At 66.6% G+C, this 23,696-nt stretch carries 23 protein-coding genes and 2 tRNA genes; 9 read left to right on the forward strand and 16 right to left on the reverse strand.

Annotated features, from left to right (window positions below):
* Position 1 precedes the first annotated feature (1 nt).
* The 11 genes from QYL93_RS06775 to uvrB form a co-directional block, all read right to left on the reverse strand.
* Positions 2–76: transfer RNA gene (locus tag QYL93_RS06775), tRNA-Val, on the reverse strand.
* Between the two features lie 54 nt (positions 77–130).
* Positions 131–205 (reverse strand) — tRNA-Val (locus tag QYL93_RS06780).
* Positions 206–243: 38 nt separating this feature from the next.
* Positions 244–957 (reverse strand): DNA polymerase III subunit epsilon, encoded by a 714-nt coding sequence (gene dnaQ / locus QYL93_RS06785; protein ID WP_305742942.1) that lies wholly within the window; start codon positions 955–957, stop codon positions 244–246.
* Between the two features lies 1 nt (position 958).
* Entirely contained in the window at positions 959–1,297 is a 339-nt protein-coding gene (gene fdx / locus QYL93_RS06790; RefSeq protein WP_057203111.1) for an ISC system 2Fe-2S type ferredoxin, read from the reverse strand.
* Between the two features lie 40 nt (positions 1,298–1,337).
* Positions 1,338–3,206 (reverse strand): Fe-S protein assembly chaperone HscA, encoded by a 1,869-nt coding sequence (hscA, locus tag QYL93_RS06795; protein WP_305742943.1) that lies wholly within the window; start codon positions 3,204–3,206, stop codon positions 1,338–1,340.
* An 83-nt stretch (positions 3,207–3,289) separates the two neighbouring features.
* On the reverse strand, positions 3,290–3,808 hold the full coding sequence (hscB, locus tag QYL93_RS06800) for a Fe-S protein assembly co-chaperone HscB (RefSeq protein WP_305742944.1): 519 nt from the start codon (positions 3,806–3,808) through the stop codon (positions 3,290–3,292).
* Positions 3,809–3,905: 97 nt separating this feature from the next.
* Positions 3,906–4,229: an iron-sulfur cluster assembly protein IscA gene (gene iscA / locus QYL93_RS06805; protein WP_057203114.1), complete on the reverse strand. Its 324-nt coding sequence runs from the start codon at positions 4,227–4,229 to the stop codon at positions 3,906–3,908.
* A gap of 6 nt (positions 4,230–4,235) precedes the next feature.
* The gene (gene iscU / locus QYL93_RS06810; protein ID WP_057203115.1) at positions 4,236–4,634 is read right to left on the reverse strand and encodes a Fe-S cluster assembly scaffold IscU; all 399 of its coding nucleotides are present in this window, start codon (positions 4,632–4,634) and stop codon (positions 4,236–4,238) included.
* A 36-nt stretch (positions 4,635–4,670) separates the two neighbouring features.
* On the reverse strand, positions 4,671–5,885 hold the full coding sequence (locus tag QYL93_RS06815) for an IscS subfamily cysteine desulfurase (RefSeq protein ID WP_305742945.1): 1,215 nt from the start codon (positions 5,883–5,885) through the stop codon (positions 4,671–4,673).
* 108 nt (positions 5,886–5,993) lie between these two features.
* Positions 5,994–6,530 (reverse strand): Fe-S cluster assembly transcriptional regulator IscR, encoded by a 537-nt coding sequence (iscR, locus tag QYL93_RS06820; RefSeq protein WP_057203117.1) that lies wholly within the window; start codon positions 6,528–6,530, stop codon positions 5,994–5,996.
* Between the two features lie 288 nt (positions 6,531–6,818).
* Positions 6,819–8,909, reverse strand: coding sequence for an excinuclease ABC subunit UvrB (gene uvrB / locus QYL93_RS06825; RefSeq protein ID WP_305742946.1), 2,091 nt, complete (start codon positions 8,907–8,909; stop codon positions 6,819–6,821).
* Positions 8,910–9,014: 105 nt separating this feature from the next.
* Here uvrB and QYL93_RS06830 point away from each other — a divergent pair, with 105 nt between their 5' ends.
* A complete protein-coding gene (locus QYL93_RS06830) occupies positions 9,015–10,211 on the forward strand; it encodes an amino acid aminotransferase (RefSeq protein ID WP_305742947.1) in 1,197 nt (398 codons plus the stop codon).
* Between the two features lie 34 nt (positions 10,212–10,245).
* The gene (locus QYL93_RS06835) at positions 10,246–10,821 is read left to right on the forward strand and encodes a nucleotidyltransferase family protein (protein ID WP_305742948.1); all 576 of its coding nucleotides are present in this window, start codon (positions 10,246–10,248) and stop codon (positions 10,819–10,821) included.
* Here QYL93_RS06835 and ygiD read toward each other — a convergent pair.
* Entirely contained in the window at positions 10,790–11,692 is a 903-nt protein-coding gene (ygiD, locus tag QYL93_RS06840; protein WP_305743237.1) for a 4,5-DOPA dioxygenase extradiol, read from the reverse strand. The genes QYL93_RS06835 and ygiD overlap by 32 nt on opposite strands.
* 129 nt (positions 11,693–11,821) lie before the next feature.
* Here ygiD and QYL93_RS06845 point away from each other — a divergent pair, with 129 nt between their 5' ends.
* The 4 genes from QYL93_RS06845 to QYL93_RS06860 all read left to right on the forward strand — a co-directional run bounded on the left by QYL93_RS06845 (position 11,822) and on the right by QYL93_RS06860 (position 16,739).
* The gene (locus QYL93_RS06845) at positions 11,822–12,715 is read left to right on the forward strand and encodes a CoA transferase (RefSeq protein ID WP_305742949.1); all 894 of its coding nucleotides are present in this window, start codon (positions 11,822–11,824) and stop codon (positions 12,713–12,715) included.
* Between the two features lie 12 nt (positions 12,716–12,727).
* The gene (locus tag QYL93_RS06850; protein WP_305742950.1) at positions 12,728–13,441 is read left to right on the forward strand and encodes a cold shock and DUF1294 domain-containing protein; all 714 of its coding nucleotides are present in this window, start codon (positions 12,728–12,730) and stop codon (positions 13,439–13,441) included.
* A gap of 90 nt (positions 13,442–13,531) precedes the next feature.
* Positions 13,532–13,996, forward strand: a complete 465-nt coding sequence (locus QYL93_RS06855; protein ID WP_305742951.1) for a hypothetical protein — start codon at positions 13,532–13,534, stop codon at positions 13,994–13,996.
* 313 nt (positions 13,997–14,309) lie between these two features.
* The gene (locus QYL93_RS06860) at positions 14,310–16,739 is read left to right on the forward strand and encodes an EAL domain-containing protein (RefSeq protein WP_305742952.1); all 2,430 of its coding nucleotides are present in this window, start codon (positions 14,310–14,312) and stop codon (positions 16,737–16,739) included.
* On the opposite strand, the gene QYL93_RS06865 is transcribed toward QYL93_RS06860, so the two are convergent.
* From QYL93_RS06865 to QYL93_RS06875, 3 genes are read right to left on the reverse strand one after another with little or no spacing between them, the layout of a single operon-like run.
* Positions 16,688–17,647, reverse strand: a complete 960-nt coding sequence (locus tag QYL93_RS06865; RefSeq protein ID WP_305742953.1) for a DMT family transporter — start codon at positions 17,645–17,647, stop codon at positions 16,688–16,690. The two genes, QYL93_RS06860 and QYL93_RS06865, sit on opposite strands and share 52 nt — an antisense overlap.
* A 53-nt stretch (positions 17,648–17,700) precedes the next feature.
* Positions 17,701–18,471: a helix-turn-helix transcriptional regulator gene (locus QYL93_RS06870; RefSeq protein ID WP_305742954.1), complete on the reverse strand. Its 771-nt coding sequence runs from the start codon at positions 18,469–18,471 to the stop codon at positions 17,701–17,703.
* A 26-nt stretch (positions 18,472–18,497) separates the two neighbouring features.
* Positions 18,498–20,885 carry a YgiQ family radical SAM protein gene (locus tag QYL93_RS06875; RefSeq protein WP_305742955.1) on the reverse strand — a complete coding sequence of 796 codons (2,388 nt, stop codon included), beginning with the start codon at positions 20,883–20,885 and terminating at the stop codon, positions 18,498–18,500.
* Between the two features lie 171 nt (positions 20,886–21,056).
* Here QYL93_RS06875 and QYL93_RS06880 point away from each other — a divergent pair, with 171 nt between their 5' ends.
* Entirely contained in the window at positions 21,057–22,001 is a 945-nt protein-coding gene (locus QYL93_RS06880; RefSeq protein ID WP_305742956.1) for a bifunctional helix-turn-helix transcriptional regulator/GNAT family N-acetyltransferase, read from the forward strand.
* Entirely contained in the window at positions 21,998–22,555 is a 558-nt protein-coding gene (locus QYL93_RS06885; RefSeq protein ID WP_305742957.1) for a GNAT family N-acetyltransferase, read from the forward strand. Before QYL93_RS06880 ends, QYL93_RS06885 begins: the two co-directional genes overlap by 4 nt.
* Positions 22,556–22,584: 29 nt before the next feature.
* Here the strand turns inward: QYL93_RS06885 and QYL93_RS06890 are convergent, their stop codons facing one another.
* The gene (locus QYL93_RS06890; protein WP_305742958.1) at positions 22,585–22,791 is read right to left on the reverse strand and encodes a hypothetical protein; all 207 of its coding nucleotides are present in this window, start codon (positions 22,789–22,791) and stop codon (positions 22,585–22,587) included.
* A gap of 296 nt (positions 22,792–23,087) precedes the next feature.
* On the opposite strand from QYL93_RS06890, the gene QYL93_RS06895 reads away from it, so the two are divergent.
* Positions 23,088–23,681, forward strand: coding sequence for a YigZ family protein (locus QYL93_RS06895; RefSeq protein ID WP_305742959.1), 594 nt, complete (start codon positions 23,088–23,090; stop codon positions 23,679–23,681).
* Positions 23,682–23,696 lie beyond the last annotated feature (15 nt).

Here is a 23,696-nt window from a genome sequence, read left to right on the forward strand (position 1 = left end):
TTGGTGGGAGATGCAAGTTTCGAACTTGCGACCCCTGCAGTGTGAATGCAGTGCTCTACCCCTGAGCTAATCTCCCGCAGCGCCATCCTTCATGCGAAGGACTTTGCCGTGGCCTGTCTGCGAGCGTGGGTGGTGGGAGATGCAAGTTTCGAACTTGCGACCCCTGCAGTGTGAATGCAGTGCTCTACCCCTGAGCTAATCTCCCTGTGTCGCTGCGACAGCCTTCGATTATGGCACAACTTTTCAGGCGGTTTCGAATTTTCGCCAGATTGTCTTGCCGTTGCTCGCCTTGTCGATCTGCGCGAGCACCTCGGCGTGCGACGCCACTTCCTGTTCGCTGGCAGGCAGCACGGGCAGCACCAGGGCGCTCAGGTCGATGGCGGCCACGCTGATGCCGCCGGCGCTGTCGTCCGTGTCGTCGATCACCAGCAGCGCATCCTGCCCGCGCGTCATGTTGATGTACACGTCGGCCAGCAGTTCGGCATCGAGCAAGGCGCCGTGCAGCGTGCGGCCCGAGTTGTCGACCTCCAGCCGGTCGCACAGGGCGTCCAGCGAGTTGCGCTTGCCGGGGAACATCTCCTTGGCCATGGCCAGGGTGTCGGTCACGCTGCCGACGTAGGTCTTGAGCGGCGGGCGGCCCGTGAGCTCAAGCTCCTTGTTCAGGAAGCCCACGTCGAAGGCCGCGTTGTGGATGATGACCTCGGCGTCCTTGAGGTACTCGAGGATGTCGGGGGCCAGCTCGGCGAACTTGGGCTTGTCGCGCAGAAACTCGTTGCTGATGCCGTGGACCTTGAGAGCGTCCTCGTGGCTGTCGCGCCCCGGGTTGAAGTAGAAATGCAGGTTGTTGCCGGTGAGCTTGCGGTTGAACAGCTCCACGCAACCGAGTTCGATGATGCGGTCGCCACCTTCGGCGGAAAGGCCGGTGGTTTCGGTATCGAGAACGATCTGCCGTGTCATGTCAGTGATTTTCCTTGGCGTGGTTGATCGTGTACTTGGGGATTTCCACGGTCACATCGGTTTGCGCCAGGATAGCCTGGCAGGACAGGCGCGATTGGGGTTCCAGGCCCCAGGCGCGGTCCAGCAGGTCTTCCTCTTCTTCTTCGGCATCGTTGAGCGAGGACAGGCCCTGGCGCACGATGACGTGACAGGTGGTGCAGGCGCAGCTCATGTCGCAGGCATGCTCGATGTCGATGTGGTTGTCCAGCATGGCCTCGCAGATCGAGGTGCCTGCGGGCGCCGTGATTTCGGCGCCGGCAGGACAGTATTCCGGGTGGGGCAGGATTCGGATGACGGGCATGGCGGGCGTCTTGTTCTTGTAAGGGATGAAAAAGGGGCGGTCAGAAGGACTGCACGTTGCGGCCGGCCAGCGCCTGCTGGATGCCGCGGTTCATGCGCTGCGCGGCAAAGGCTTCCGTGCCCTTGGCCAGGGCTTCGGTGGCGGCCTCGATCACGGCGGCATCCTCGGCTTCGCGCTGCCCGCGCAGGGCCTGCATCAGGGCTTCGATACCGGTGCGCTCTGCGGCCGACAGCACGTCGCCATCGGCGTCGAGCGCACTCTGGGTGGCCAGCAGCATGCGGTCGGCGTCCACGCGGGCCTCGACCACGGCGCGGGCACGCATGTCCTGCGCAGCGGTGGCAAAGCCGTCCTGCAGCATGCGGGCGATCTCGCCGTCCGACAGGCCGTAGGAGGGCTTCACGTCGATGCGCGCCTCCACGCCGCTGCCCTGCTCCTTGGCGCTCACGCTCAGGAGGCCGTCGGCATCGACGGTGAAGGTCACGCGGATGCGCGCCGCGCCGGCCGCCATGGGCGGAATGCCTCGCAGCTCGAAGCGCGCGAGGCTCCGGCAGTCCTGCACCAGGTCGCGCTCGCCCTGCAGCACGTGGATCGCCAGGGCGGTCTGGCCGTCCTTGTAGGTGGTGAAATCCTGCGCCTTGGCGGTGGGGATGGTCTCGTTGCGCGCCACGATGCGCTCCACCAGGCCACCCATGGTCTCGATGCCCAGCGACAGCGGGATCACGTCAAGCAGCAGCAGGTCACCCGCCGTTTTGTTGCCGGCGAGCTGGTTGGCCTGGATGGAGGCACCCAGGGCCACCACCTCGTCGGGGTTCAGGTTGGTAAGCGGCGTGGTGCCGAAGAAGTCGGCCACGGCGCGCTGCACCTGCGGCATGCGAGTAGAGCCACCGACCATGACCACGCCCTGCACTTCCTCGCGGGTGAGCTGCGCATCGCGCAGCGCACGGCGCACGGCCACCATGGAGCGCGCCGTGAGCGGCGCCGTGGCGGCCTCGAAATCCGCGCGCAAAACAGCGTGCTGCACGCCCTCGCCAGCCAGTTGTGCGGTGAAGGTGGCGCTGTCGGCGGCGCTCAGCGCCTCCTTGCAGGCACGGGCCGCCATGCGGGCCGCGACCTTGTCGCCGGGCGTCTCCACCGTGCGGCCCAGTTGCTGCAGCACCCACTCGGCCAGGGCGGCGTCGTAGTCATCCCCGCCCAGGGCCGAATCGCCGCCCGTGGCGATGACCTCGAACACGCCCTGCGTGAGCCGCAGGATGGAGATGTCGAAGGTGCCGCCACCCAGGTCGTACACGGCGTAGACGCCCTCGCTGGCATTGTCCAGCCCGTAGGCAATGGCAGCGGCCGTGGGCTCGTTGATCAGGCGCAGCAGGTGGATGCCGGCCAGTTGGGCCGCGTCCTTGGTGGCCTGGCGCTGGGCGTCGTCGAAGTACGCGGGCACGGTGATCACCGCGCCGTACAGGTCGTCGTTGAAGGTGTCTTCGGCGCGGTAGCGCAGCGTGGCCAGGATCTCGGCGCTCACCTCCACCGGCGACTTCACGCCGCCCACGGTGGCCAGGCTCACCATGCCCAGGGAGCTGTCGGCCGGGGGCACGAAGTCGTAGGGCAGCTTGGCCGCATCGGCCACGTCCGCCAACCCTCGGCCCATGAAGCGCTTGACCGAGGCAATGGTGTTGCGCGGGTCCTCCACCTGCGCGGCCACGGCGTCGTGCCCGATCTGGCGGCCACCCGCCTCCAGGTAGCGCACCACCGAGGGCAGGAGCACCCGGCCCTGGCCGTCAGGCAGGCATTCGGCCACGCCGTTGCGCACGGCCGCCACCAGGGAATGCGTGGTACCCAGGTCGATGCCCACGGCAATGCGCCGCTGGTGCGGGTCGGGGGACTGGCCGGGTTCAGAGATCTGCAAAAGCGCCATGGAGTGATTCTTGTCGTCGTGTTCTACGTTGTCTGCGAGCACGCCGGGCGGTTCGCAGGAAAGGGGGCAAGCCCCGCTAGCCCCTATTGTCCCAGTTGATCCCGGCGGCGTTCGATGTCGTCGGCAAATCGCGCAATGAACATGAGGGCTCTGACCTCGCGCGCCGCACCGGCGGCATCGCCCTCGTCGTCCAGCAACTGGCCGCAGCGGGCCAGCGCCGCGCGCCGCGCCTGCTGCACCTCGTCGTCCAGGGCATCCAGGGCGGCCTCACCCTCTGCGTCTTCGAGCGCTTCGCGCCATTCCATCTGCTGCATCAGAAAGGCCGCCGGCATGGCCGTATTGTCCTCGGCGCGGATCGGCGCATCGCGCAGCTCGCACAGGTAGGCGGCGCGGCGCAGCGGGTCCTTCAGGCGCTGATAGGCCTCATTGATGCGCACCGACCACTGCATGGCCACGCGCTGAGCCGCAGCGCCCTGGGCGGCGAACTTGTCGGGGTGGGCTTCGCGCTGCAGCTCCTTCCAGCGCGCATCGATGGCGCTGCGCTCCTGCGCAAAGCGCTGCGCCAGGCCGAACAGCTCAAAATCGTCGGATTGCAGGTTCATGGAGGGGACAGGGTCAAGAAAAAACCGCCAGCACAGAGGTGCGATGGCGGTTTGGCTGGGCAGTCGGCGCCGGCACCAGGGCCGGCACAGCAAGCGACTAGACGCGGAAGCTCTCGCCGCAACCGCAGCGGTCGCGCTCGTTGGGGTTGTTGAACTTGAAGCCTTCGTTCAGGCCCTCGCGCACGAAGTCGAGCTCGGTGCCGTCGATATAGGCCAGGCTCTTGGGGTCGATCAGCAACTTCACGCCGTGGTTCTCGAACACCACGTCTTCAGGCGCGCTGTCGTCCACGTACTCGAGCTGGTAGGCCAGGCCCGAGCAGCCCGTGGTCTTGACGCCCAAGCGCACGCCCAGCCCCTTGCCCCGGCGGGACAGGTAGCGGGTCACGTGCCGCGCAGCGGCTTCGGTCAGCGTGATGGCCATGGTCGATCAGGCCGCCACTGCGGCAGCGTGCTTGGTCTTGTAGTCGAGCACTGCGGCCTTGATGGCGTCTTCCGCGAGGATGGAGCAGTGGATCTTGACGGGCGGCAGGGCCAGCTCTTCGGCGATCACGCTGTTCTTGAGGGCAGCCGCTTCGTCCAGCGTCTTGCCCTTGACCCACTCGGTCACCAGCGAGGACGAGGCAATGGCCGAGCCGCAGCCATAGGTCTTGAAGCGTGCGTCTTCGATCACGCCGGTTTCAGGGTTCACCTTGATCTGCAGCTTCATCACGTCGCCGCAGGCGGGCGCGCCCACCATGCCGGTGCCCACCGAATCGTCACCCTTGTCGAACGAGCCCACGTTGCGGGGGTTCTCGTAATGGTCAACTACTTTGTCTGAATAAGCCATGATGTGTACCTCTTCAATTCGTCAAATGCAATTCGGTCAGTGCGCAGCCCACTGGATGGTGCTGATGTCGATGCCGTCCTGGTACATCTCCCACAGCGGGCTCAGCTCGCGCAGGCGGGCGACGTTCTCGCGGATGGTGCCAATGGCGTAGTCGATCTCTTCCTCGGTCGTGAAACGACCGATGGTCATGCGCAGGCTGCTGTGGGCCAGCTCGTCGCTGCGGCCCAGGGCACGCAGCACGTAGCTGGGCTCCAGGCTGGCGGAGGTGCAGGCGGAGCCCGACGACACGGCCAGGCCCTTGATGCCCATGATGAGCGATTCGCCTTCGACGAAGTTGAAGCTCATGTTCAGGTTCTGCGGCACGCGGCGCTCCATGCTGCCGTTGATGAACACCTGTTCGATGTCCTTCAAGCCATTGAGCAGGCGCTGCTGCAGAGCAAGCGCCTTGGCATTGGACTCGGCCATTTCTTCACGGGCGATGCGGAAGGCCTCGCCCATGCCCACGATCTGGTGCGTGGGCAAGGTGCCCGAGCGCATGCCGCGCTCATGGCCGCCACCGTGCATCTGCGCTTCCAGGCGCACGCGGGGCTTGCGGCGCACATACAGGGCGCCCACGCCCTTGGGGCCGTAGGTCTTGTGCGCGGTCATGCTCATCAGGTCGATGGGCAGGGTGTTCATGTCGATTTCGACGCGGCCCGTGGCCTGCGCGGCATCGACGTGCAGCAGCACGCCCTTTTCGCGGCACAGTGCGCCGATGGCCGGGATGTCCTGGATCACACCGATCTCGTTGTTCACGAACAGAATGCTCACGAGCACCGTGTCGGGGCGGATGGCAGCCTTCAGGGCCTCCAGGTCCACCAGGCCGTCTTCCTTGACGTCAAGGTAGGTGGCTTCAAAGCCCTGGCGTTCGAGCTCGCGCACGGTGTCCAGCACGGCCTTGTGCTCGGTCTTGAGCGTGATCAGGTGCTTGCCCTTGCCCTTGTAGAACTGGGCCGCGCCCTTCAGGGCCAGGTTGATCGATTCCGTGGCGCCACTGGTCCAGACGATCTCGCGCGGGTCGGCGTTGATCAGCTCGGCCACCTGCACACGCGCCTTTTCCACCGCCTCTTCCGCTTCCCAGCCCCAGGCATGGCTGCGCGATGCCGGGTTGCCGAAGTGCTCGCGCAACCAGGGGATCATGGCGTCCACCACGCGGGGGTCCACCGGCGTGGTTGCGCCGTAGTCGAGATAGATGGGAAAGTGTGGAGTCATGGCGTGGCTGGCTCAGGAAGGTTGCTGGCTTGCAAACAACAAGGGGCAGTACAGTAAAAAACGTTCAGGGCGGTGCCGACCCCAGGGCCGGCATGGTCGACCTGGAGGTCAGGACTTGGCGAACACGTTGCCGAGTGCGAACACCGAATTCGGGGCATTCACACGGATCGGCTTGACCACAGGGGTGGTCGAGATGGCGCGGCGCACGATCGGCTTATCTTCGATCTGCACACCCTTGGCCAGTTGCTCTTCCACCAGCTTTTGCAGCGTGACGGAGTCGAGGAACTCGACCATGCGCTGGTTCAGCGAGGCCCACAGCTCGTGCGTCATGCAACGGCCGGCTTCGCCCAGGCAGTTTTCCTTGCCGCCGCACTGGGTGGCGTCAATGGGTTCGTCCACGGATACGATGATGTCAGCCACCGTGATGTCGCCCGCCTTGCGGGCCAGGGTGTAGCCGCCGCCGGGGCCACGGGTGGATTCCACCAGTTCATGGCGGCGCAGCTTGCCGAACAGCTGTTCCAGGTAGGACAGCGAAATCTGCTGGCGCTGGCTGATGGCAGCCAGGGTGACGGGTCCGTTGTTCTGGCGCAGGGCCAGGTCGATCATGGCGGTGACCGCAAAACGGCCTTTGGTAGTGAGACGCATCGCAAGCTCCTTGTGCTAAGGCTTGTTCGTTGTAGAAACTGCCGACTGCTGACTGTTGGCCAGCAACGACACCGTCTCCGCCCCTTACTCCGCACCGTTGTCCGCTGCGGAGCCCTTCATCGCTGGGCTTTGTTCTTGAGTAGTTTGTAGGAGTATAGCACAAATCCCTATCGAATCAGTCGGGATAAGAAACCAGCGGGTCACTATTTCCCCATACGCGTTTTTACTGACCGCCCAATTCGCCAGGAATGCACTTCCCCGCCCTCATGTCGGGGTGCAAACTCGCTTTCACAAGGCCACGGAATCATTGCCATGCGCACCGAAAGCCTGGTCCTTGAGGCGCGTGAGCTGGTCCCGCACGCGGGCCGCCTGCTCGAACTCGAGGTTGCGCGCATGGTCGAGCATGGCCTTCTCCAGCCGCTTGATCTCGCGCGCAACGTCCTTCTCGGACATGTCCTCCACCTTGGCGCGCTGCAGCGTTTCCTGCTCCAGGCGCTCGGCATCCTTGCCCGCTTTCTCGCTGTAGACGCCGTCAATCAGGTCTCTTACCCTCTTGACAATGCTGCGCGGCGTGATTCCGTGGGCCTCGTTGTGTGCGATCTGTTTGATGCGCCGGCGTTCCGTCTCGCCCATGGCTTTTTTCATGGAGTCGGTAATGCGGTCGGCATACAGGATGGCGCGGCCGTTAAGATTGCGCGCCGCGCGGCCTATGGTCTGGATCAGGCTGCGCTCGGCACGCAGAAAGCCTTCCTTGTCCGCGTCGAGGATGGCCACCAGCGACACCTCGGGGATGTCGAGCCCTTCGCGCAGCAGGTTGATGCCCACCAGCACGTCGAAGGCGCCCAGGCGCAGGTCGCGGATGATCTCCACGCGCTCCACCGTGTCCACGTCGCTGTGCAGGTAGCGCACCTTCACGCCGTTGTCGGTGAGGTAGTCGGTGAGCTGCTCGGCCATGCGCTTGGTCAGCGTGGTGATGAGCACGCGCTCGCGCTTCTCGGCGCGGATGCGGATCTCCTGCAGCACATCATCCACCTGGTGGGTGGCGGGGCGCACCTCCACGATGGGGTCCACCAGGCCCGTGGGGCGCACCACCTGGTCCACCACCTGGCCGGAATGGGTCTTTTCGTAGTCGGCCGGCGTGGCCGAGACAAACACCACCTGGCGCATGCGCTGCTCGAACTCCTCGAACTTCAGCGGCCGGTTGTCCAGCGCCGACGGCAGGCGAAAGCCATACTCCACCAGCGTGGTCTTGCGCGATCGGTCGCCGCTGTACATGGCGTTGAGCTGGCCGATCATCTGGTGGCTCTCGTCCAGGAACATCAGCGCGTTCTTGGGCATGTAGTCGGTCAGCGTGCTCGGCGGGTCACCCGGCGCGGCACCCGAAAGGTGGCGCGTGTAGTTCTCGATGCCCTTGCAGTGCCCTACTTCGCTGAGCATCTCCAGGTCGAAGCGGGTGCGCTGCTCCAGGCGCTGGGCCTCCACCAGCTTGCCGTCGGCAAGCAGTTGCTTCAGGCGCTCGGCCAGCTCGATCTTGATGGTCTCCACGGCGGCCAGCACCTTGTCGCGCGGCGTCACGTAGTGGCTGCTGGGGTAGACGGTGAAGCGCGGGATCTTCTGCTTGACGCGGCCGGTGAGCGGGTCGAACAGCTGCAGGCTCTCGATCTCGTCGTCGAACAGCTCGATGCGGATGGCCAGCTCCGAGTGCTCGGCCGGGAAGACGTCGATGGTGTCGCCGCGCACGCGGAACTTGCCGCGCGAGAAATCAGCCTCGTTGCGCTGGTACTGCATGCGGATGAGCTGGGCGATCACGTCGCGCTGGCCCAGCTTGTCGCCGGTACGCAAGGTCATCACCATGCGGTGGTAGCTCTCGGGCTCGCCGATGCCGTAGATGGCCGACACGGTGGCCACGATGACCACGTCGGTGCGCTCCATCAGGCTCTTGGTGCACGACAGGCGCATCTGCTCGATGTGCTCGTTGATCGCGCTGTCCTTCTCGATGAACAGGTCGCGCTGGGGCACATAGGCCTCGGGCTGGTAGTAATCGTAGTAGCTCACGAAGTACTCCACGGCGTTCTTCGGAAAGAACTCGCGGAACTCGCTGTACAGCTGCGCCGCCAGGGTCTTGTTGGGCGCGAACACGATAGCCGGGCGGCCCATACGGGCGATCACGTTGGCCATGGTGAAGGTCTTGCCCGAGCCCGTCACCCCGAGCAGGGTCTGGAAGGTCTCGCCGTCGTTCAGCCCCTCCACAAGCTTGGCGATGGCCTCGGGCTGGTCGCCCGCAGGAGGGTACGGTTGGAACAGCTCGAACGGCGAATCGGGGAAGCGCACGAACTCGCCGTCTTGCTGATCCGGTATGACTTCTGAGATTTCCAGCATAGGGTGCGTCAACGGTTGGGGTGGTCAGGCCGTTAAAATCGGCGGAACCTGGCACGTTACACCACGCCCGGATTCTTCGCTACTGACAACCTTTCAAGGATTTTCATGTCTCTGTTCACCGCCGTCGAAATGGCACCCCGCGACCCCATCCTGGGCCTCAACGAGCAATTTGCTGCTGACACCAACCCCAACAAGGTCAATCTGGGTGTGGGCGTGTATTTCGACGACAACGGCAAGCTGCCCCTGCTGCAATGCGTGCAGGCCGCTGAAAAGACCATGATGTCGACCCCCACGGCCCGCGGCTACCTGCCCATCGACGGCATCGTGGCCTATGACAATGCCGTCAAGGGCCTGGTCTTCGGCGCGGACAGCGAGCCCGTGACCTCCGGCCGCGTGGCCACCGTGCAGGCCATCGGCGGCACCGGCGGCCTGAAGATCGGCGCTGACTTCCTCAAGAAGGTCAGCCCGAACGCCAAGGTGCTGATCTCCGACCCGAGCTGGGAAAACCACCGCGCGCTGTTCACCAACGCCGGCTTCGAGGTCGACAGCTACGCCTACTACGACGCCGAAAAGCGCGGCGTGAACTTCGAGGGCTTCCTGGCCAGCCTGAATGCGGCGGTGGCCGGCACCATCGTCGTGCTGCATGCCTGCTGCCACAACCCCACTGGCTACGACATCACCTCCGACCAATGGGACCAAGTGATCGCCGCCGTCAAGGCGAAAAACCTCACCCCCTTCCTGGACATGGCCTACCAGGGCTTTGGCCATGGCATCGCCGAAGACGGCGCCGTGATCGGCAAGTTCGTGGCGGCCGGCCTGAACTTCTTCGTCTCCACCTCGTTCAGCAAGAGCTTCAGCCTGTACGGCGAGCGCGTGGGCGGCCTGTCGGTGCTGTGCGCCGACAAGGAAGAAGCCAGCCGCGTGCTGAGCCAGCTGAAGATCGTGATCCGCACCAACTACTCCAACCCACCCATCCACGGCGGCGCCGTGGTGGCCGCCGTGCTGGACAACCCCGAGCTGCGCGCCCTGTGGGAGAAGGAACTGGCCGAAATGCGCGTGCGCATCAAGGCCATGCGCCAGAAGCTGGTCGACGGCCTGAAGGCCGCCGGCGTGAAGCAGGACATGTCCTTCATCACCACCCAGATCGGCATGTTCAGCTACTCGGGCCTCTCCAAGGACCAGATGGTGCGCCTGCGCAGCGAGTTCGGCGTGTACGGCACCGACACCGGCCGCATGTGCGTTGCTGCCCTGAACAGCAAGAACATCGACTACGTCTGCCAATCCATTGCAAAGGTCGTCTGATTGGAACGATGAAGCGGCGCTGCGGCGCCGCTTCGTGAGCCAGGCGCTCCAGAACCCGCACAACGCGGCCATTCTGGGGCGTTTGCCGCTACTGGGCCTGCCAGATGCCTGGCTGGTCGCAGGCTGCCTGTTCCAGACGGTGTGGAACCTGCACGCGGGGCACGCGCCCGATGCGCGCATCAAGGACTACGACCTGTTCTACTTCGACGCGGGCGACCTGTCGGCCGCCGCCGAAGAGGCCGTGCAGATGCGTGCCGCAGCCCTGTTCGCCGACCTGCCCATCACCGTGGAAGCCAAGAACCAGGCGCGTGTGCACCTGTGGTACGAAGAATGGTTCGGCTACCCCTACACCGCCCTCACCTCGGCGCGCGAGGGCATTGGCCGCTTTCTCGTGCCCTGCACCTGCGTGGGATTGCAACCGACGCATTCAGGCCCGGTACTGCATGCGCCTTACGGACTCGATGAGCTGTATGCCGGCATCCTGCGGCCCAACCATGCCTGCCCGCACCTGCCCTTGTTCGATGCCAAGGCGGCCAGCTACCAGCAGCGCTGGCCATGGCTGTGCATCGAGCGCGAATTCACCCCCACAGCACCGAGCGCATCGATATAGAAGCCGACTGGAATCCCGTGTTGAAGAAACGCGGCATTTCGGTCGACTTCACCGCACCCGCCGCATACAGCAGAGGCAGATAGTGCTCGTGCGTGGGATGGGCCTGCTTGGCCACAGCGCCGAGCTTCAGAAAGTCCGCCAGCGCATCGAGCTGGCCCTTCTTGATCTGGTCCTGCACCACCCCATCGAACTCCTGCGCCCAGTCGTAGGCCTCGTTGGCCGCCGTGCCGCGGCGCGTCACGCGCAGGTTGTGCACCACATTGCCGCTGCCCACGATGAGCACGCCGCGTTCGCGCAGCACCGCCAGTTGCCGACCCAAAGCATAGTGCTCGGCCGGGGCACGGCTGTAGTCCATGCTCAGCTGCAGCACGGGGATCTGCGCCTTGGGGAACATGGGCTTGAGCACCGACCAGGTGCCGTGGTCCAGACCCCATTCGCCCTCGTCCACCCCCAGCGCCGCGCCGGTGGCCGGTGATTTCAGCTCCCTGGCCAGGCTGCGCGCCACGGCGGGTGCACCGGGCGCGGGGTACTGTTGGTCGAACAGCGCCTGCGGAAAACCGCCGAAGTCGTGGATGGTCTTGGGGTTGGCCATGCCCGTGAGCTGCCAGCCACCCTGCGTGAGCCAATGGGCGGAGATGCACACAATGAGCTGGGGCTGCACCGCGCGGGCCATCAATTCGGTGCCCAGCGCCTCCCAGGTGCGGCGCCAGGCGTTGTCCTCGATGGCATTCATGGGGCTGCCGTGCCCCACGAACAGCACCGGCATGCGCGGCGACGGCTTGAGGGCTTGCAACGCGGGCAAGGCGGCGGCACTGCTGAGCGAGGTCACGGTAACTCCCGGAAAAGCAGCCAACCCTGCGAGGGCGGCCAAAGAGGTTCTGCGGTGCATGAATGGGAGAAGGTAACAAATTTTGTATAACGCAGGGAGTGAGCGCTCGGCCTGGCCAAAGTTCCTGCCATCAAGTGCCTGTGCGTTGCCCTTCCATTCCCATAAAGAGACATGACCACCACCACCCTGCCCCAACCCCTGCGCAACACCCGCGTCCTGAGCCTTGCCCTGAACCTGCCCGGCCCCGCCGCGCTGATGCGCTGCGCGCGCATGGGCGCCGAATGCACCAAGCTCGAACCGCCGCCGGTGGCCGGCTACCCGAGCGCCGACCCCATGGGCATCTATAGCCCGGCGGCCTATGCCACGCTGCACCAGGGCGTGCGGGTGCTGCACGCCCACCTCAAGACCGCCGAGGGTCAGGCCACGCTGCACGAGGAACTGGCGCGCACCGATGTGCTGATCACCTCGTTTCGCCCCTCGGCCCTGGCCAAGCTGGGCCTGGGTTGGGTCGCCCTGCAGGCGAAGTACCCGCGCCTGTCGCTGGTGCGCATTGTCGGTGCCGCCGCCGGGCGCGCCGAGGAGCCGGGTCACGACCTCACCTACCTGGCCGATGCCGGCCTGGTCACCGGCACCGAGATGCCGCCCACCCTGTACGCGGACATGGGCGGATCGCTGATGGCCAGCGAGGCCGTGCTGCAGGCCCTGCTGGAGCGCGCCCACACCGGCGCCGGCGTGTGCATCGAGGTCGCCCTGGCGGATGCCGCAGCCTGGCTGGCCCAGCCGCGCGACTGGGGCCTGACCACACCCGGTGGCGACGTGGGCGGCAACCACGCCGGCTACCGCATCTACCCCTGCGCCGACGGCCGCGTGGCCGTGGCCGCGCTGGAGCCCCACTTCGCTGCCAGCCTGTGCGCTGCGGCGGGTCTGCCCGCCACGGGCGACGCCCAGGTGCTGCGCGCCCCCGCCACGCACGAGGCAGTGGCAGGCTTCCTGCGCACGCAGACCCGCGCGCAGCTCGATGCACTGGCGCTGGCCCAGGACATCCCCCTTCACACCCTGGCCTGACGGATACCAACGATGCAAAAGCAGGGAACGGTGGTGCGCTGGAATGCCGAACGCGCCTTTGGCTTCATCCGCAGCCCGGACACCGATGCGGACGTGTTCTTCCATGTGCGGGACTTCCGCGGCGGCGGCGTGCCACGCGAAGGCCAGCCGGTGTACTACGAGGAGATCCATGTGGCCGGCAAAGGTCCACGGGCGATGGCGGTGCAGCCGGTGGGCGCACCCACAGGCAAGAACACCCCTCCGCGCCCGCAGGCAGGCAGCGCCCACAGCGCGGGCGCTACACGCACAACCGGCGAAAGCAAGGGTCAAGCGCGCGCACCCCGGCGGCAACAGCCATCGAGCGCTGCCCGATCCGGCAGATCACCGGCATTCCAGGGACTGGCCTTTCTGCTGATGGTGCTTTGGATGGGCATGCTGGCCTTTGGCGCATGGAACCACCGATTGCCGGTGTGGCTGCTGGGCGGCGCTGCGGCGTTGAATCTGCTGACCTTTATCGTCTATTACCTCGACAAGAGCGCTGCGCAAAGCGGCCAGTGGCGCGTGCCAGAAAACAACCTGCACCTCCTTGCACTTGTCGGCGGCTGGCCCGGCGCCTGGTTCGCCCAGCAGATGCTGCGTCACAAATCGAGCAAGACCCGGTTTCGGGCAACGTACTGGGCAACGGTGATTCTGAACTGCGCAGGCCTTGCCGCATGGGTGATGCGCTGGATCAGCCCCAATGTGTGATGACAGGTAAATTGTCCCTGGGACTACACACAGCGACATCGCCAGCGGCTTCAATGGAGAAAGTTATCCACCCCTCCAAAGGAGACGGCCATGAAGCCAATGATTCTTGACTCCACCATGACCAATATGGGCGGCGTGTTCTATCCCACCGGGCATGTGTTCGCCCTGTTCCCTGACGAGGACTGCGTGCGCCAGGCGGCGACGGCCCTGGAGGCCGCAGGCCACAAGGGTGAACTGGCCTATGCCAGCCCAGAGGTCATCATGGCCGACATCGTGCGCACGCTCGGTACGGCGGATGCGCCCCTGCCCTCCGTAGGCGCCGAAGGCGACATGGTGCGCCGCATTGCCGACCTGGCCAGTACCGGCCACCATGGCCTGCTGATCCAGATGGACAGCAAGGACGAACCCGATACGGTGGTCTCGGCCATCGCTCCCGAGGGCGCTGCCACGGCCTTCTACTACCGCACCTTCATCATCGAAGACCTCGTGACCCCGCCGGTGCCGGACGACAAGACCCAGTCCGTGGTGGTCGGCACGCACGCCGCGACCAACTGAGCACGCCCCGACAGCCCCTCGGCAGTGGGTCGGCGGCCCCATGAAGAACCCGCGTTCCGCAACGAACGCGGGTTTTCTACGTCTGCCGCCGCAACACCCGCAGCCAAGGATTTGCTGCCAAGCCGCCGCGATGCCGATATAGTGGTCTTGCACGGCCAAGACTCGCACGCTCGCTCACCCACCGGCTCGGTGGTCTGGGGAGCAGACGTGGCCCACCGCATGGGAGGAACCGGTATGGGATTGTTCAGCCACACAAGCCCGCTCCAGGCGCACCGGGCCGCAGGGCCCTGAAGCGCAACAGCAGCCGCCGTGCATGACCGACGCGCGCGAGCCATCAGGCCCGGGACCGCTGCGCTCCACGCTGCGGGTCACCTGGCCCTTCCTGTTGATGGTGCTTTTGCTGGCGGCCTGTGCGTCGGGCAGCCTGTATGTGCTGTCGGCCGTGCGTGCCTTCGTGGCCGGCGAGAGCCTGTGGACCAAGGGGCAGAAGGACGCCATCTATTACCTGGACCGCTATGCCGCCACCGGCTCCCCCGACGCCTATGCGCAGTACCGCAAGGCCGTCGAAGCCCCCCTGGGCGACAAGGCGGCCCGGCTGGCCCTGGTGGAGTCGGACCCCATCGATTTGAAGGCTGCGCGCGAGGGATTTGCCCGCGGCGAGAACCACCCCGATGACATCGACAGCCTGATCTGGCTGCTGCGCTGGTTCCACCACTTCGAGATCATGCAGCAGCCGCTGACCCACTGGCTGGTTGGAGACCAGCACATTGCCAGCCTGCAACTGCTGGCCGAAGAGATTCGGCAGGGCCATGCCGCAGGGCTGGTGGACGCTGCCACGCGCCGAGGCTGGCAGGCCAGCATCCGAGCCATCAACGCAGGCGCCACGCCGGCCGCCCGGGCCTTCAGCGCTTCGCTCGGAGACAGCTCCCGGCGCATAGTGCAATGGCTGCTCTGGGCCAACATGGGCATGGCCGCCGTGCTGATCCTGCTGACCACCTGGCACACCCGGGCGCTGCTGGCCCAGCGACAGCGTGCGGAGCTGGCGCTCGACGCAGAGCGCGAGCAGGCGCATGTCACGCTGGCGGCCATTGGCGATGCCGTGGTGACCACCGATCTGCATGGCAAGGTGCTGTACCTCAATCCCGCCGCCGAGGTCCTGGTGGGCATGCCAGCCCAGGAGGCCACCGGGCGCCCCCTGGCCCAGGTGCTGCAGCTCAATGACGGCACAGGCCCCCTGGGCGCCGACCAACTGGTGGAGCGGGTGCTGCGCGGCGGGCCCACGCACCGCGATGGATTCACGCCGACCGTGGTGCGGCCCGACCAGAGCCTGGTGCCCATCAAGCTGGTGGGCTCGCCCATCCACCACCAGTCCCTCCCCCGGGGGGTGGTGCTGGTGCTGCACGACGTGACGCGCGAACAGCACTATGTGGAGCAGCTGTCCTGGCAGGCCAGCCACGATGCGCTCACGGGCCTGGTGAACCGGCGCGAGTTCGAGCGCCGGCTGGAGGCCCTGCTGGCCCAGCCGCGTGCCATGGGGCGCGAAGGCGCCCTGCTCTACGTCGACCTGGACCAGTTCAAGCTCATCAACGACACCTGCGGCCACCAGGCCGGCGACGAGATGCTGCGCGAGGTCTGCCGCATGCTGCAAAGCCACCTGCGCGAGGGCGACACGCTGGCGCGCCTGGGCGGGGACGAGTTCGGCATCCTGCTCAAGGACTGCCCGCCCGGCCCGTCGGCACGCATTGCAGAGCAACTGCGCCAGGCCGGGCACGAACTGCGCGTGCTGTGGGAGGGGCGGCAACTCTCCACCGGCCTGAGCATCGGCATGGTGCAGCTGATCCCCGCGCTCAGCACCATCCAGGAAGCCATGCGCGTGGCCGACATGGCCTGCTACCGCGCCAAGGAGGGCGGGCGCAACCAGGTCTTCATCTACCAGACGCAAGACATCGAGATGAGCCGCCGCGAAGGCGACATGAACTGGGTGCGGCGCCTGCGCCTGGCGCTGGAGCACGACCGCTTCCGGCTGCATGCGCAGACCATCACCGCGCTGCAGGGCAGTTCCGCTGGATCGGGCCTGCACCTGGAGGTGCTGCTGCGCCTTGCCGAAGACAACACGGAGGAACTCATCGCCCCAGGCTGCTTCATCCCCGCTGCCGAGCACTACGGCATGATGCCCGCCATCGACCGCTGGGTCGTGCGACACACGCTGGACGCTCTGGCGCAGCACCAGGCTGCAGGCGCCCGCCCGGCCGTGCACACCTGCGCCATCAACCTCTCGGGCACCACCCTGGGCGACGAGAGCCTGCTCAAGTACATCCGCAGCGAAATCGAGCAGTCGGGGGTGGATGCGCATCGGCTGTGCTTCGAGATCACCGAGACCAGCGCCATTTCCCACCTGCCCAGCGCGGTGCGGCTGATGAAGGACCTGCAGCAACTGGGCTGCCGCTTTGCTCTCGATGATTTCGGCGTGGGCATGTCCTCCTTCACCTACCTCAAGCACCTGCCGGTGGACTACCTCAAGATCGACGGCAGCTTCGTGCGCGACATGCTGGACGACCCGACCAACCGCGCCATGGTGGAGATGATCAACCACATCGGCCATGTCATGGGCAAGGAGACCATCGCCGAGTTTGCCGAGTCCACGGCCATCGTCGATGCGCTGCGCTCCATCGGTGTGGACCATGCGCAGGGCTATGTGCTCTCGCGCCCCATCCCGCTGGCCGACTGCCTGCGGGGTGCATGAGCCAGGGCCCCGCTGCCCAGCGCCAGGCCAGGCACCACCAGCAGCACGGCGGCCAGCAAGGCCCCCGAGAGCGGCTCGCCCAGCAGCCAGGCCCCGCCCGCCGCCGTGAGCAAAGGCACCAGCGCCGCCGACAGAGCCGCCCGCGCAGGGCCCAGCCGTGCAATCGCCACGCTGTAGACCACCAGGCCCAGCAGCCCGGCCGCCACGCCCTGCCCCAGCGCCTGCCAGGCCACATCGCTCCAGGGTGCCGAGAGCAGGCGCGGCGCACCCGCCACGAGCAGCAAAGGCAGCAACAGCAAGGCCGAACCCAGGTTCACGACGGCAGCGCCCTGCCAAGGCGTGAGGCCGCTGCTGCGAAACGCCAGCGTGTACACCGACCACAGCAGCGCCGCCAGCAGGAACAACAGATCGCCGCGCCAGGTCCCCTCCACCGTTCGCCAGCCGGCCGCGCCGAACACCGCCATGCCCACCACGATCAACGCCAGGCCCAGCAGGCGCGAAGGCGCAGGCCGCTCCCCGGACACCAGCCAGCCGCCCAGCGCGGTGAACACCGGCAGGCTGCCTGCCACGAAGATGCCCATGTGCGCCGCAGGCGCCCACTGCGCGCCGGCCAGCACCACCAGCCCGAACGGCAGGCCCCCGCACAGCACCAGCAGCGCACAGCGTCTGTACGACAGGCCTGCCGGCCACCCGCTGCGCCGCAGCCACAGCGGTGCCAAAACCAGCGCAGGGATGGCATAGCGCAGCACGGCCAGCTCGGTCGGCCCCAACGTGGTGGTGACGCCATGGCGCGAGGCAAGCTGCCAGCCGCTGCCGATGAGCGCAGCGGCCAAAGCCGCCAGCCAGCCGACCCACGGCGATGGAATCGAGGAACACAGGCGGCGAAACGAGGATGCGAAGACAGGCATGCCTGCAGTCTGGGCGCAGCACCCCCGGTGCGGATATCAGAATCCTGCGGAGATCAGCCCTGCAGTGCCTGCCGGGCCTGCGCTGGCGTCACGCCGACTGCGCGGCGGAACGCGGTGCCCAGGTGGCTCTGGCTGCTGTAGCCCAGGTCATGCGCCAGGGCCGCCAGGTCGCCCTCACCCTCGTCCAGGCGCTGCAGCGCCGCGGCCAGCCGCAACTGCTCGCGGTAGGCATGCAAGCCCAGGCCGGTGTGGGCGCGGAACAGGCGAGCGAGATGGAAGTAAGAACAGCAAGCCGCATCGGCCACGTCGTGCAGCGACCAGGCCTGGCCGTCTGCCGCCACTGTGCGCGTGGCCATGAAGCGCCGTGCGCGCGCCACGGCCGCATGGGCCATGCCGCTGTCGCACAACATCCCTTGCCCAAGCACGGGCCCGGTGGCCTGCTCTCGCCCTTGCGCCAGCGCACGCCAATGCAGGCGCAGCTGCCACAGGGCACGGGGTGGCAGCGTCCATGCAAGTGCACTCTCTGGACTGCCGGCCGATGCGCAGCCCGGCTGCATGCTGACCACCATGTGGCTGCGCGGCGCGGCCTGCCATTCATGGACCTGGTAGGGCAGCCCGGTGGGCAGGGCCACCACGGTCAGCCCGTCGAGCAGCACCTGCCGCCCCTGCACATGGAACTCGGACACGCCGCACACCGGGAAGACCCAGCGCGGCGTGGCCACCTGGTAGACAGGGTTGCCGGCAGAGGCCGCGCCCGCCGGTTTGACCACCCGCTCCACCCGCCACGCAGCGGTGTCGGCGTAGAGGATGCGGTCCTGCGGCATGGGAGGGCCAGGCGAAAAAGCCCGTGTCAGCGACCTTTGCGGCCAGCCGAGGGCTTGGCCGAGCCGGTCACGCGCGGTGGCAGGCCGGTGTGCTGGGTGAGCATGCGGCCCTTTTGCGGCTGCGTGGACTTGAGCGCCACGCCCTGCGAGGGCTTGGATGCCACGCCAGGCGTGGCGGCCTTGGCTCCACCCGGGGTGGAGTTCTTGCGCCGTGCACTCTGGTAGCCCCCATCCGTCAGCGGCTGGAAGGTCGGGATCAGGTGGTGCTTGCCGTTGCCGATCAGGTCGGCGCGGCCCATGGCCTTGAGCGCGTCGCGCAGCAACGGCCAGTTGTTCGGGTCGTGGTAGCGCAAAAAGGCCTTGTGCAGGCGGCGGCGCTTTTCGCCGCGCACGATGTCCACCCCCTCGCTGTCGCGCGTGATCTTGCGCAGCGGGTTCTTGTTGCTGTGGTACATGGCCGTGGCCGTGGCCATGGGGCTCGGGTAGAAGGTCTGCACCTGGTCGGCGCGAAAGCCGTTCTTCTTGAGCCAGATAGCGAGGTTCATCATGTCCTCGTCGCTGGTGCCCGGGTGCGCCGCGATGAAGTACGGAATCAGGAACTGCTTCTTGCCCGCCTCTTCGCTGAACTTCTCGAACATCTGCTTGAACTTGTCATAGCTGCCGATGCCCGGCTTCATCATCTTCGTGAGAGGACCCTGCTCGGTGTGCTCGGGCGCGATCTTGAGGTAGCCACCCACGTGGTGCTGCACCAGCTCCTTGACGTACTCGGGGCTCTTGACCGCCAGGTCGTAGCGCAGGCCCGAGCCGATCAGGATCTTCTTGATGCCCTTGAGCGCACGGCCACGGCGGTAGATCTTGATCAGCGGATCGTGGTTGGTGCCCAGGTTGGAGCAGATGCCAGGGTACACACAGCTCGGCTTGCGGCAGGCGGCCTCGATCTCCGGGCTCTTGCAGCCCAGGCGGTACATGTTGGCCGTGGGGCCACCCAGGTCCGAGATGGTGCCGGTGAAGCCGCTCACCTTGTCGCGGATGTCCTCGATCTCCTGGATGATGGAGTCCTCGGAGCGGCTCTGGATGATGCGGCCCTCGTGCTCGGTGATCGAGCAGAAGGTGCAGCCGCCAAAGCAGCCGCGCATGATGTTGACCGAAAAGCGGATCATCTCCCACGCCGGGATCTTGGTCGTGCCCTCGTGGCTGCCGTTCTCGTCGGCATAGCTCGGGTGCGGGCCGCGCGCGTAGGTCAGGTCAAACACATAGTCCATCTCGGCCGTGGTCAGCGGGATCGGCGGCGGGTTGATCCACACGTCGCGGGCGGTCACGCCCTCGCCGTGCGCCTGCACCAGGGCCCGCGCATTGCCGGGGTTGGTCTCCAGGTGCAGCACGCGGTTGGCGTGGGCGTACAGCACCGGGTCGCTCTTGACCTGCTCGTAGCTGGGCAGGCGGATCACGCTGCGCTCGCGCGGCGGCACCTTGAGCTTGGCCTTGAGCGCCGGGTTGGCCACGAACAGCATGGGTCGGATGGCGGGGTTGGGCTCGGCCGCAGCAGCGGCGCCGGCCTCTGCATCCAGCGTGCCATCTTCCTTGCTGCAGGTGCTGCCCTGGGAGGCGGCCTGCTCGCTGGTCGTCATGTAGGGGTTGATGTGCGACTCGACCCGGCCCGGCTCGTCCACGCTGGTGGAGTCGATCTCGAACCAGCCCTTGCCGGTCTCGTCGTCGGGCCGGCGCACGAAGGCCGTGCCGCGCACGTCTGTGATCTGCTCCACGGGCTCGCGCGCCGCGAGGCGGTGCGCCACCTCGACCAGGGCGCGCTCGGCATTGCCGTACAGCAGCAGGTCGCACTTGGCGTCGACCACCACCGAGCGGCGCACCTTGTCGCTCCAGTAGTCGTAATGGGCAATGCGGCGCAGGCTGCCTTCGATGCCGCCCAGGATGATGGGCACGTCCTTGTAGGCTTCGCGGCAGCGCTGGCTGTAGACGATGGCCGCACGGTCGGGGCGCTTGCCGCCGATGTCGCCGGGGGTGTAGGCGTCGTCGCTGCGGATCTTGCGGTCCGCCGTGTAGCGGTTGATCATGGAATCCATGTTGCCCGCGGTCACGCCCCAGAACAGGTTGGGCTTGCCCAGCGCCTTGAAGGGCTCTGCGCTCTGCCAGTCGGGCTGGGCAATGATGCCCACGCGAAAGCCCTGGGCCTCCAGCGTGCGGCCGATCACGGCCATGCCGAAGCTCGGGTGGTCCACATAGGCATCGCCCGTCACCAGGATGACGTCGCAGCTATCCCAGCCCAGTTGCTCCATCTCGGCGCGGCTCATCGGCAGGAACTTGGCCGTGCCGAAGCGCTTCGCCCAGTAGGGGCGATAGCTGGTCAGCGGCTTGGCTGCGCGCGCGAAAAAGGAGACGTCGACGGGGGCGTTCATGTGGGGGGTGCGAGACCTCGAATGTGCAAGGCCGTTATGGATAACCCGCGATTTTACGGTGGCGGGGCAATTTTGTCGCCTTGCGTCGGTTTGTCCTATGTATCGACAGGCCATGACCCCATGGCATACACTTGCCAAAGTCAATCAATTGCATGACAAAGGCAATCAATCATGAGCAATATTGCCCCCAAAGCACCTGCAGACGCCGTCAAGGCCGTGCGCCGCTTCAACCGCTTCTTCACGCGCCGCATCGGTGTGCTCGACCCCTACCTGGGCAGCGAACTGTCGCTGACCGACGTGCGCGTGCTCTATGAACTGGCCCACCGCGACGCCCTGGTGGCCAGCGAACTGGCGCGCGGGCTGGGGCTGGATGGTGGCTACCTGAGCCGCATCCTGCGGCGCTTCGAGGGTGCGGGCTGGATCAGCCGGACACCAAGCGCCAGGGACGCGCGCCAGAGCGAACTCACGCTGACGCCTGCGGGGCACGCCGCCTTTGCCCCCCTGCAACAGCGCTCGCGCGACGAGGCCGGCGCCCTGCTCGCCCCCCTGCCCGCCCCCCGCCAGACGGAGCTGGTGCAAGCCATGGAACGCATCGAGGCGCTGCTGGAGCCCGCCGCAGCCGCCAGCGGGCCTGCCAAGGTGGCCGTGCTGCGCGACCCGGCGCCGGGCGACATGGGCTGGGTGGTGCAGCAGCATGGCGAGATCTACGCCCGCGAATATGGCTGGGACATGCGTTTCGAGGCCCTGGTGGCCGACATTGCTGCGCAGTTCGTGCGCAAGTTTCAGCCGGCCTGGGAAAAATGCTGGATCGCCGAGCTCGACGGCGAGCGCGTGGGCGCCGTCTTCGTGGTGCGCAAGTCGGCCACCACGGCCAAGCTGCGCATGCTGATCCTCTCGCCCAAGGCCCGCGGCCTGGGCCTGGGGGCGCGGTTGACCGACGAATGCATCGCCTTTGCGCGTGCCAAGGGTTACAAAAAAATGGTGCTATGGACCAACAGTTGTCTCATTACCGCACGTTCGATCTATGCCAAACGGGGTTTCACCCTCGACAAGTCGGAGCCCTACGAGGACTTCGGGCAACAATTGGTGGGAGAAACCTGGTCGCTCAAGCTATGACCCTTGCCCGGACCGACGCCGTGACAACCAGCCCCTCTTCAACACCCACCCTGCGCCTGCTCACCCCGCACGACGACCTGGAGCGGCTGACGGCGCTCGTCCATTCGGCCTACGCACCGCACGCCGCCAAGGGCCTGCGCTATTGGGCCACCCACCAGACGGTGGAGGACACGGCCAAGCGCCTGGCCTCGGGCCTGGCACTGGTCATGGAAATAGATGGGGACTACGCGGCGACGGCAACTTTGCGCTCGCCGCAGCCGGAGTCGAAGGTGGCGCTGTACCGCGACAGCACGGTATGGTCCATCACGCAGTTCTGCGTGGCGCCGCCGTTCAAGGGCCTGGGTCTGGGGAAACTGCTGCACGGGGAACTGGTGCAGAGGGCGCGCAGTGCCGGGGCCGCCACCCTGGCACTGGACACGGCCCAACCGGCCCATGCATTGATTGCGATGTACGAATCCTGGGGCTACCGCGTGGTCGGCGAATGCGACTGGAGGCCGCTCACCAACTACACCAGCGTGCTCATGTCACGCTCGGTCGACAGCGCCGCCGCGTGAGCAGCCGCTGCCCCATGCGCCGATAGCTCTTACCACTCACCCACTTCACGCACGCGCTGGGCCAGGTCGAACTCTTCCTCGTCCTCGAAATCGGTCGCCACATCTGCCCGCAGGGCGCTGGCGGCAGCGGCAGGAGACTGTACGGCCATGCGTGGCGTGGACGATGCGGCGAAGCGGCCGAACACGTGGCTGGCCAGCGCGCTGGGGAGGGATGCGGTCAATGGCAGTGCGAACATGGCGGGTCCTTGGGTGCGTTTGCTTACTTGTTGTCTGCCGAGAATAGTTATCGGCTATAGGGTCAAGTGTAGGAACGCACCGCGTCTGCGCTTGTGACAGAACGCACACTTACAGGCCCGAGCCCGACCAGCGGGCGGCCGACTGTGACAGGCGTCACATAACTGCCACCTCCAACGCCGCAGGTGAAGCATTTGCACCACCCCCATCTGGGGGATGCTTGCGTACAGGCCCTGCCGCCGAGCGGCGTGGGCAACGCGCAAAGGTGCAATCCGCTGTGCCTTATGCTCTGCGCCCCATGCCACAGACCCTTGCAGCCCCCGCCCACAGCGAGCTCATCATCAAAAAGAGCCGCTTCATCGGCTGCGTGCAGCCCATGGCCGACCGCGCCAGTGCGCAGGCCGCCGTGGACGCGCTGTGGAAGCAGCACCCCGGCGCCGCACATGTCTGCTGGGCGCTGCTTGCGGGCGGCCAATCGGCCGCCGTGGACGATGGCGAGCCGGGCGGCACGGCTGGCCGGCCGATGCTCGACGTGCTGCGGCACCAGGACCTGGAGGGCGTGCAGGCCACCGTGGTGCGCTATTTCGGCGGGGTGAAACTGGGCGCGGGCGGGCTGGTGCGCGCCTACACCGACACCATCGCCCAGGCCTTGCTCACCGCGCCCAAGGTGATCCTGCAGCGCATGGCCACGCTGCAGTGCATGGTGCCCTATGCCCTGGAAGGCCTGCTGCGCCGGGAGGTGGAGGCAGCCGGTGCCGAGCTGATCGACGTGCAGCACGGCTCGCTGGTCACCCTGCAGATGCGGTTGCCGCAGGCGCAGGCCGAAGCCTTCGTGCTGCGCATCAATGACCAGGGCCAGGGGCGCGTAGGCTGGATGGACGCGGCCCCCTGAGCTGCTGCGCCAGAA

Source organism: Acidovorax sp. A1169 (assembly GCF_030704685.1).
Lineage (GTDB): Bacteria > Pseudomonadota > Gammaproteobacteria > Burkholderiales > Burkholderiaceae_C > Acidovorax.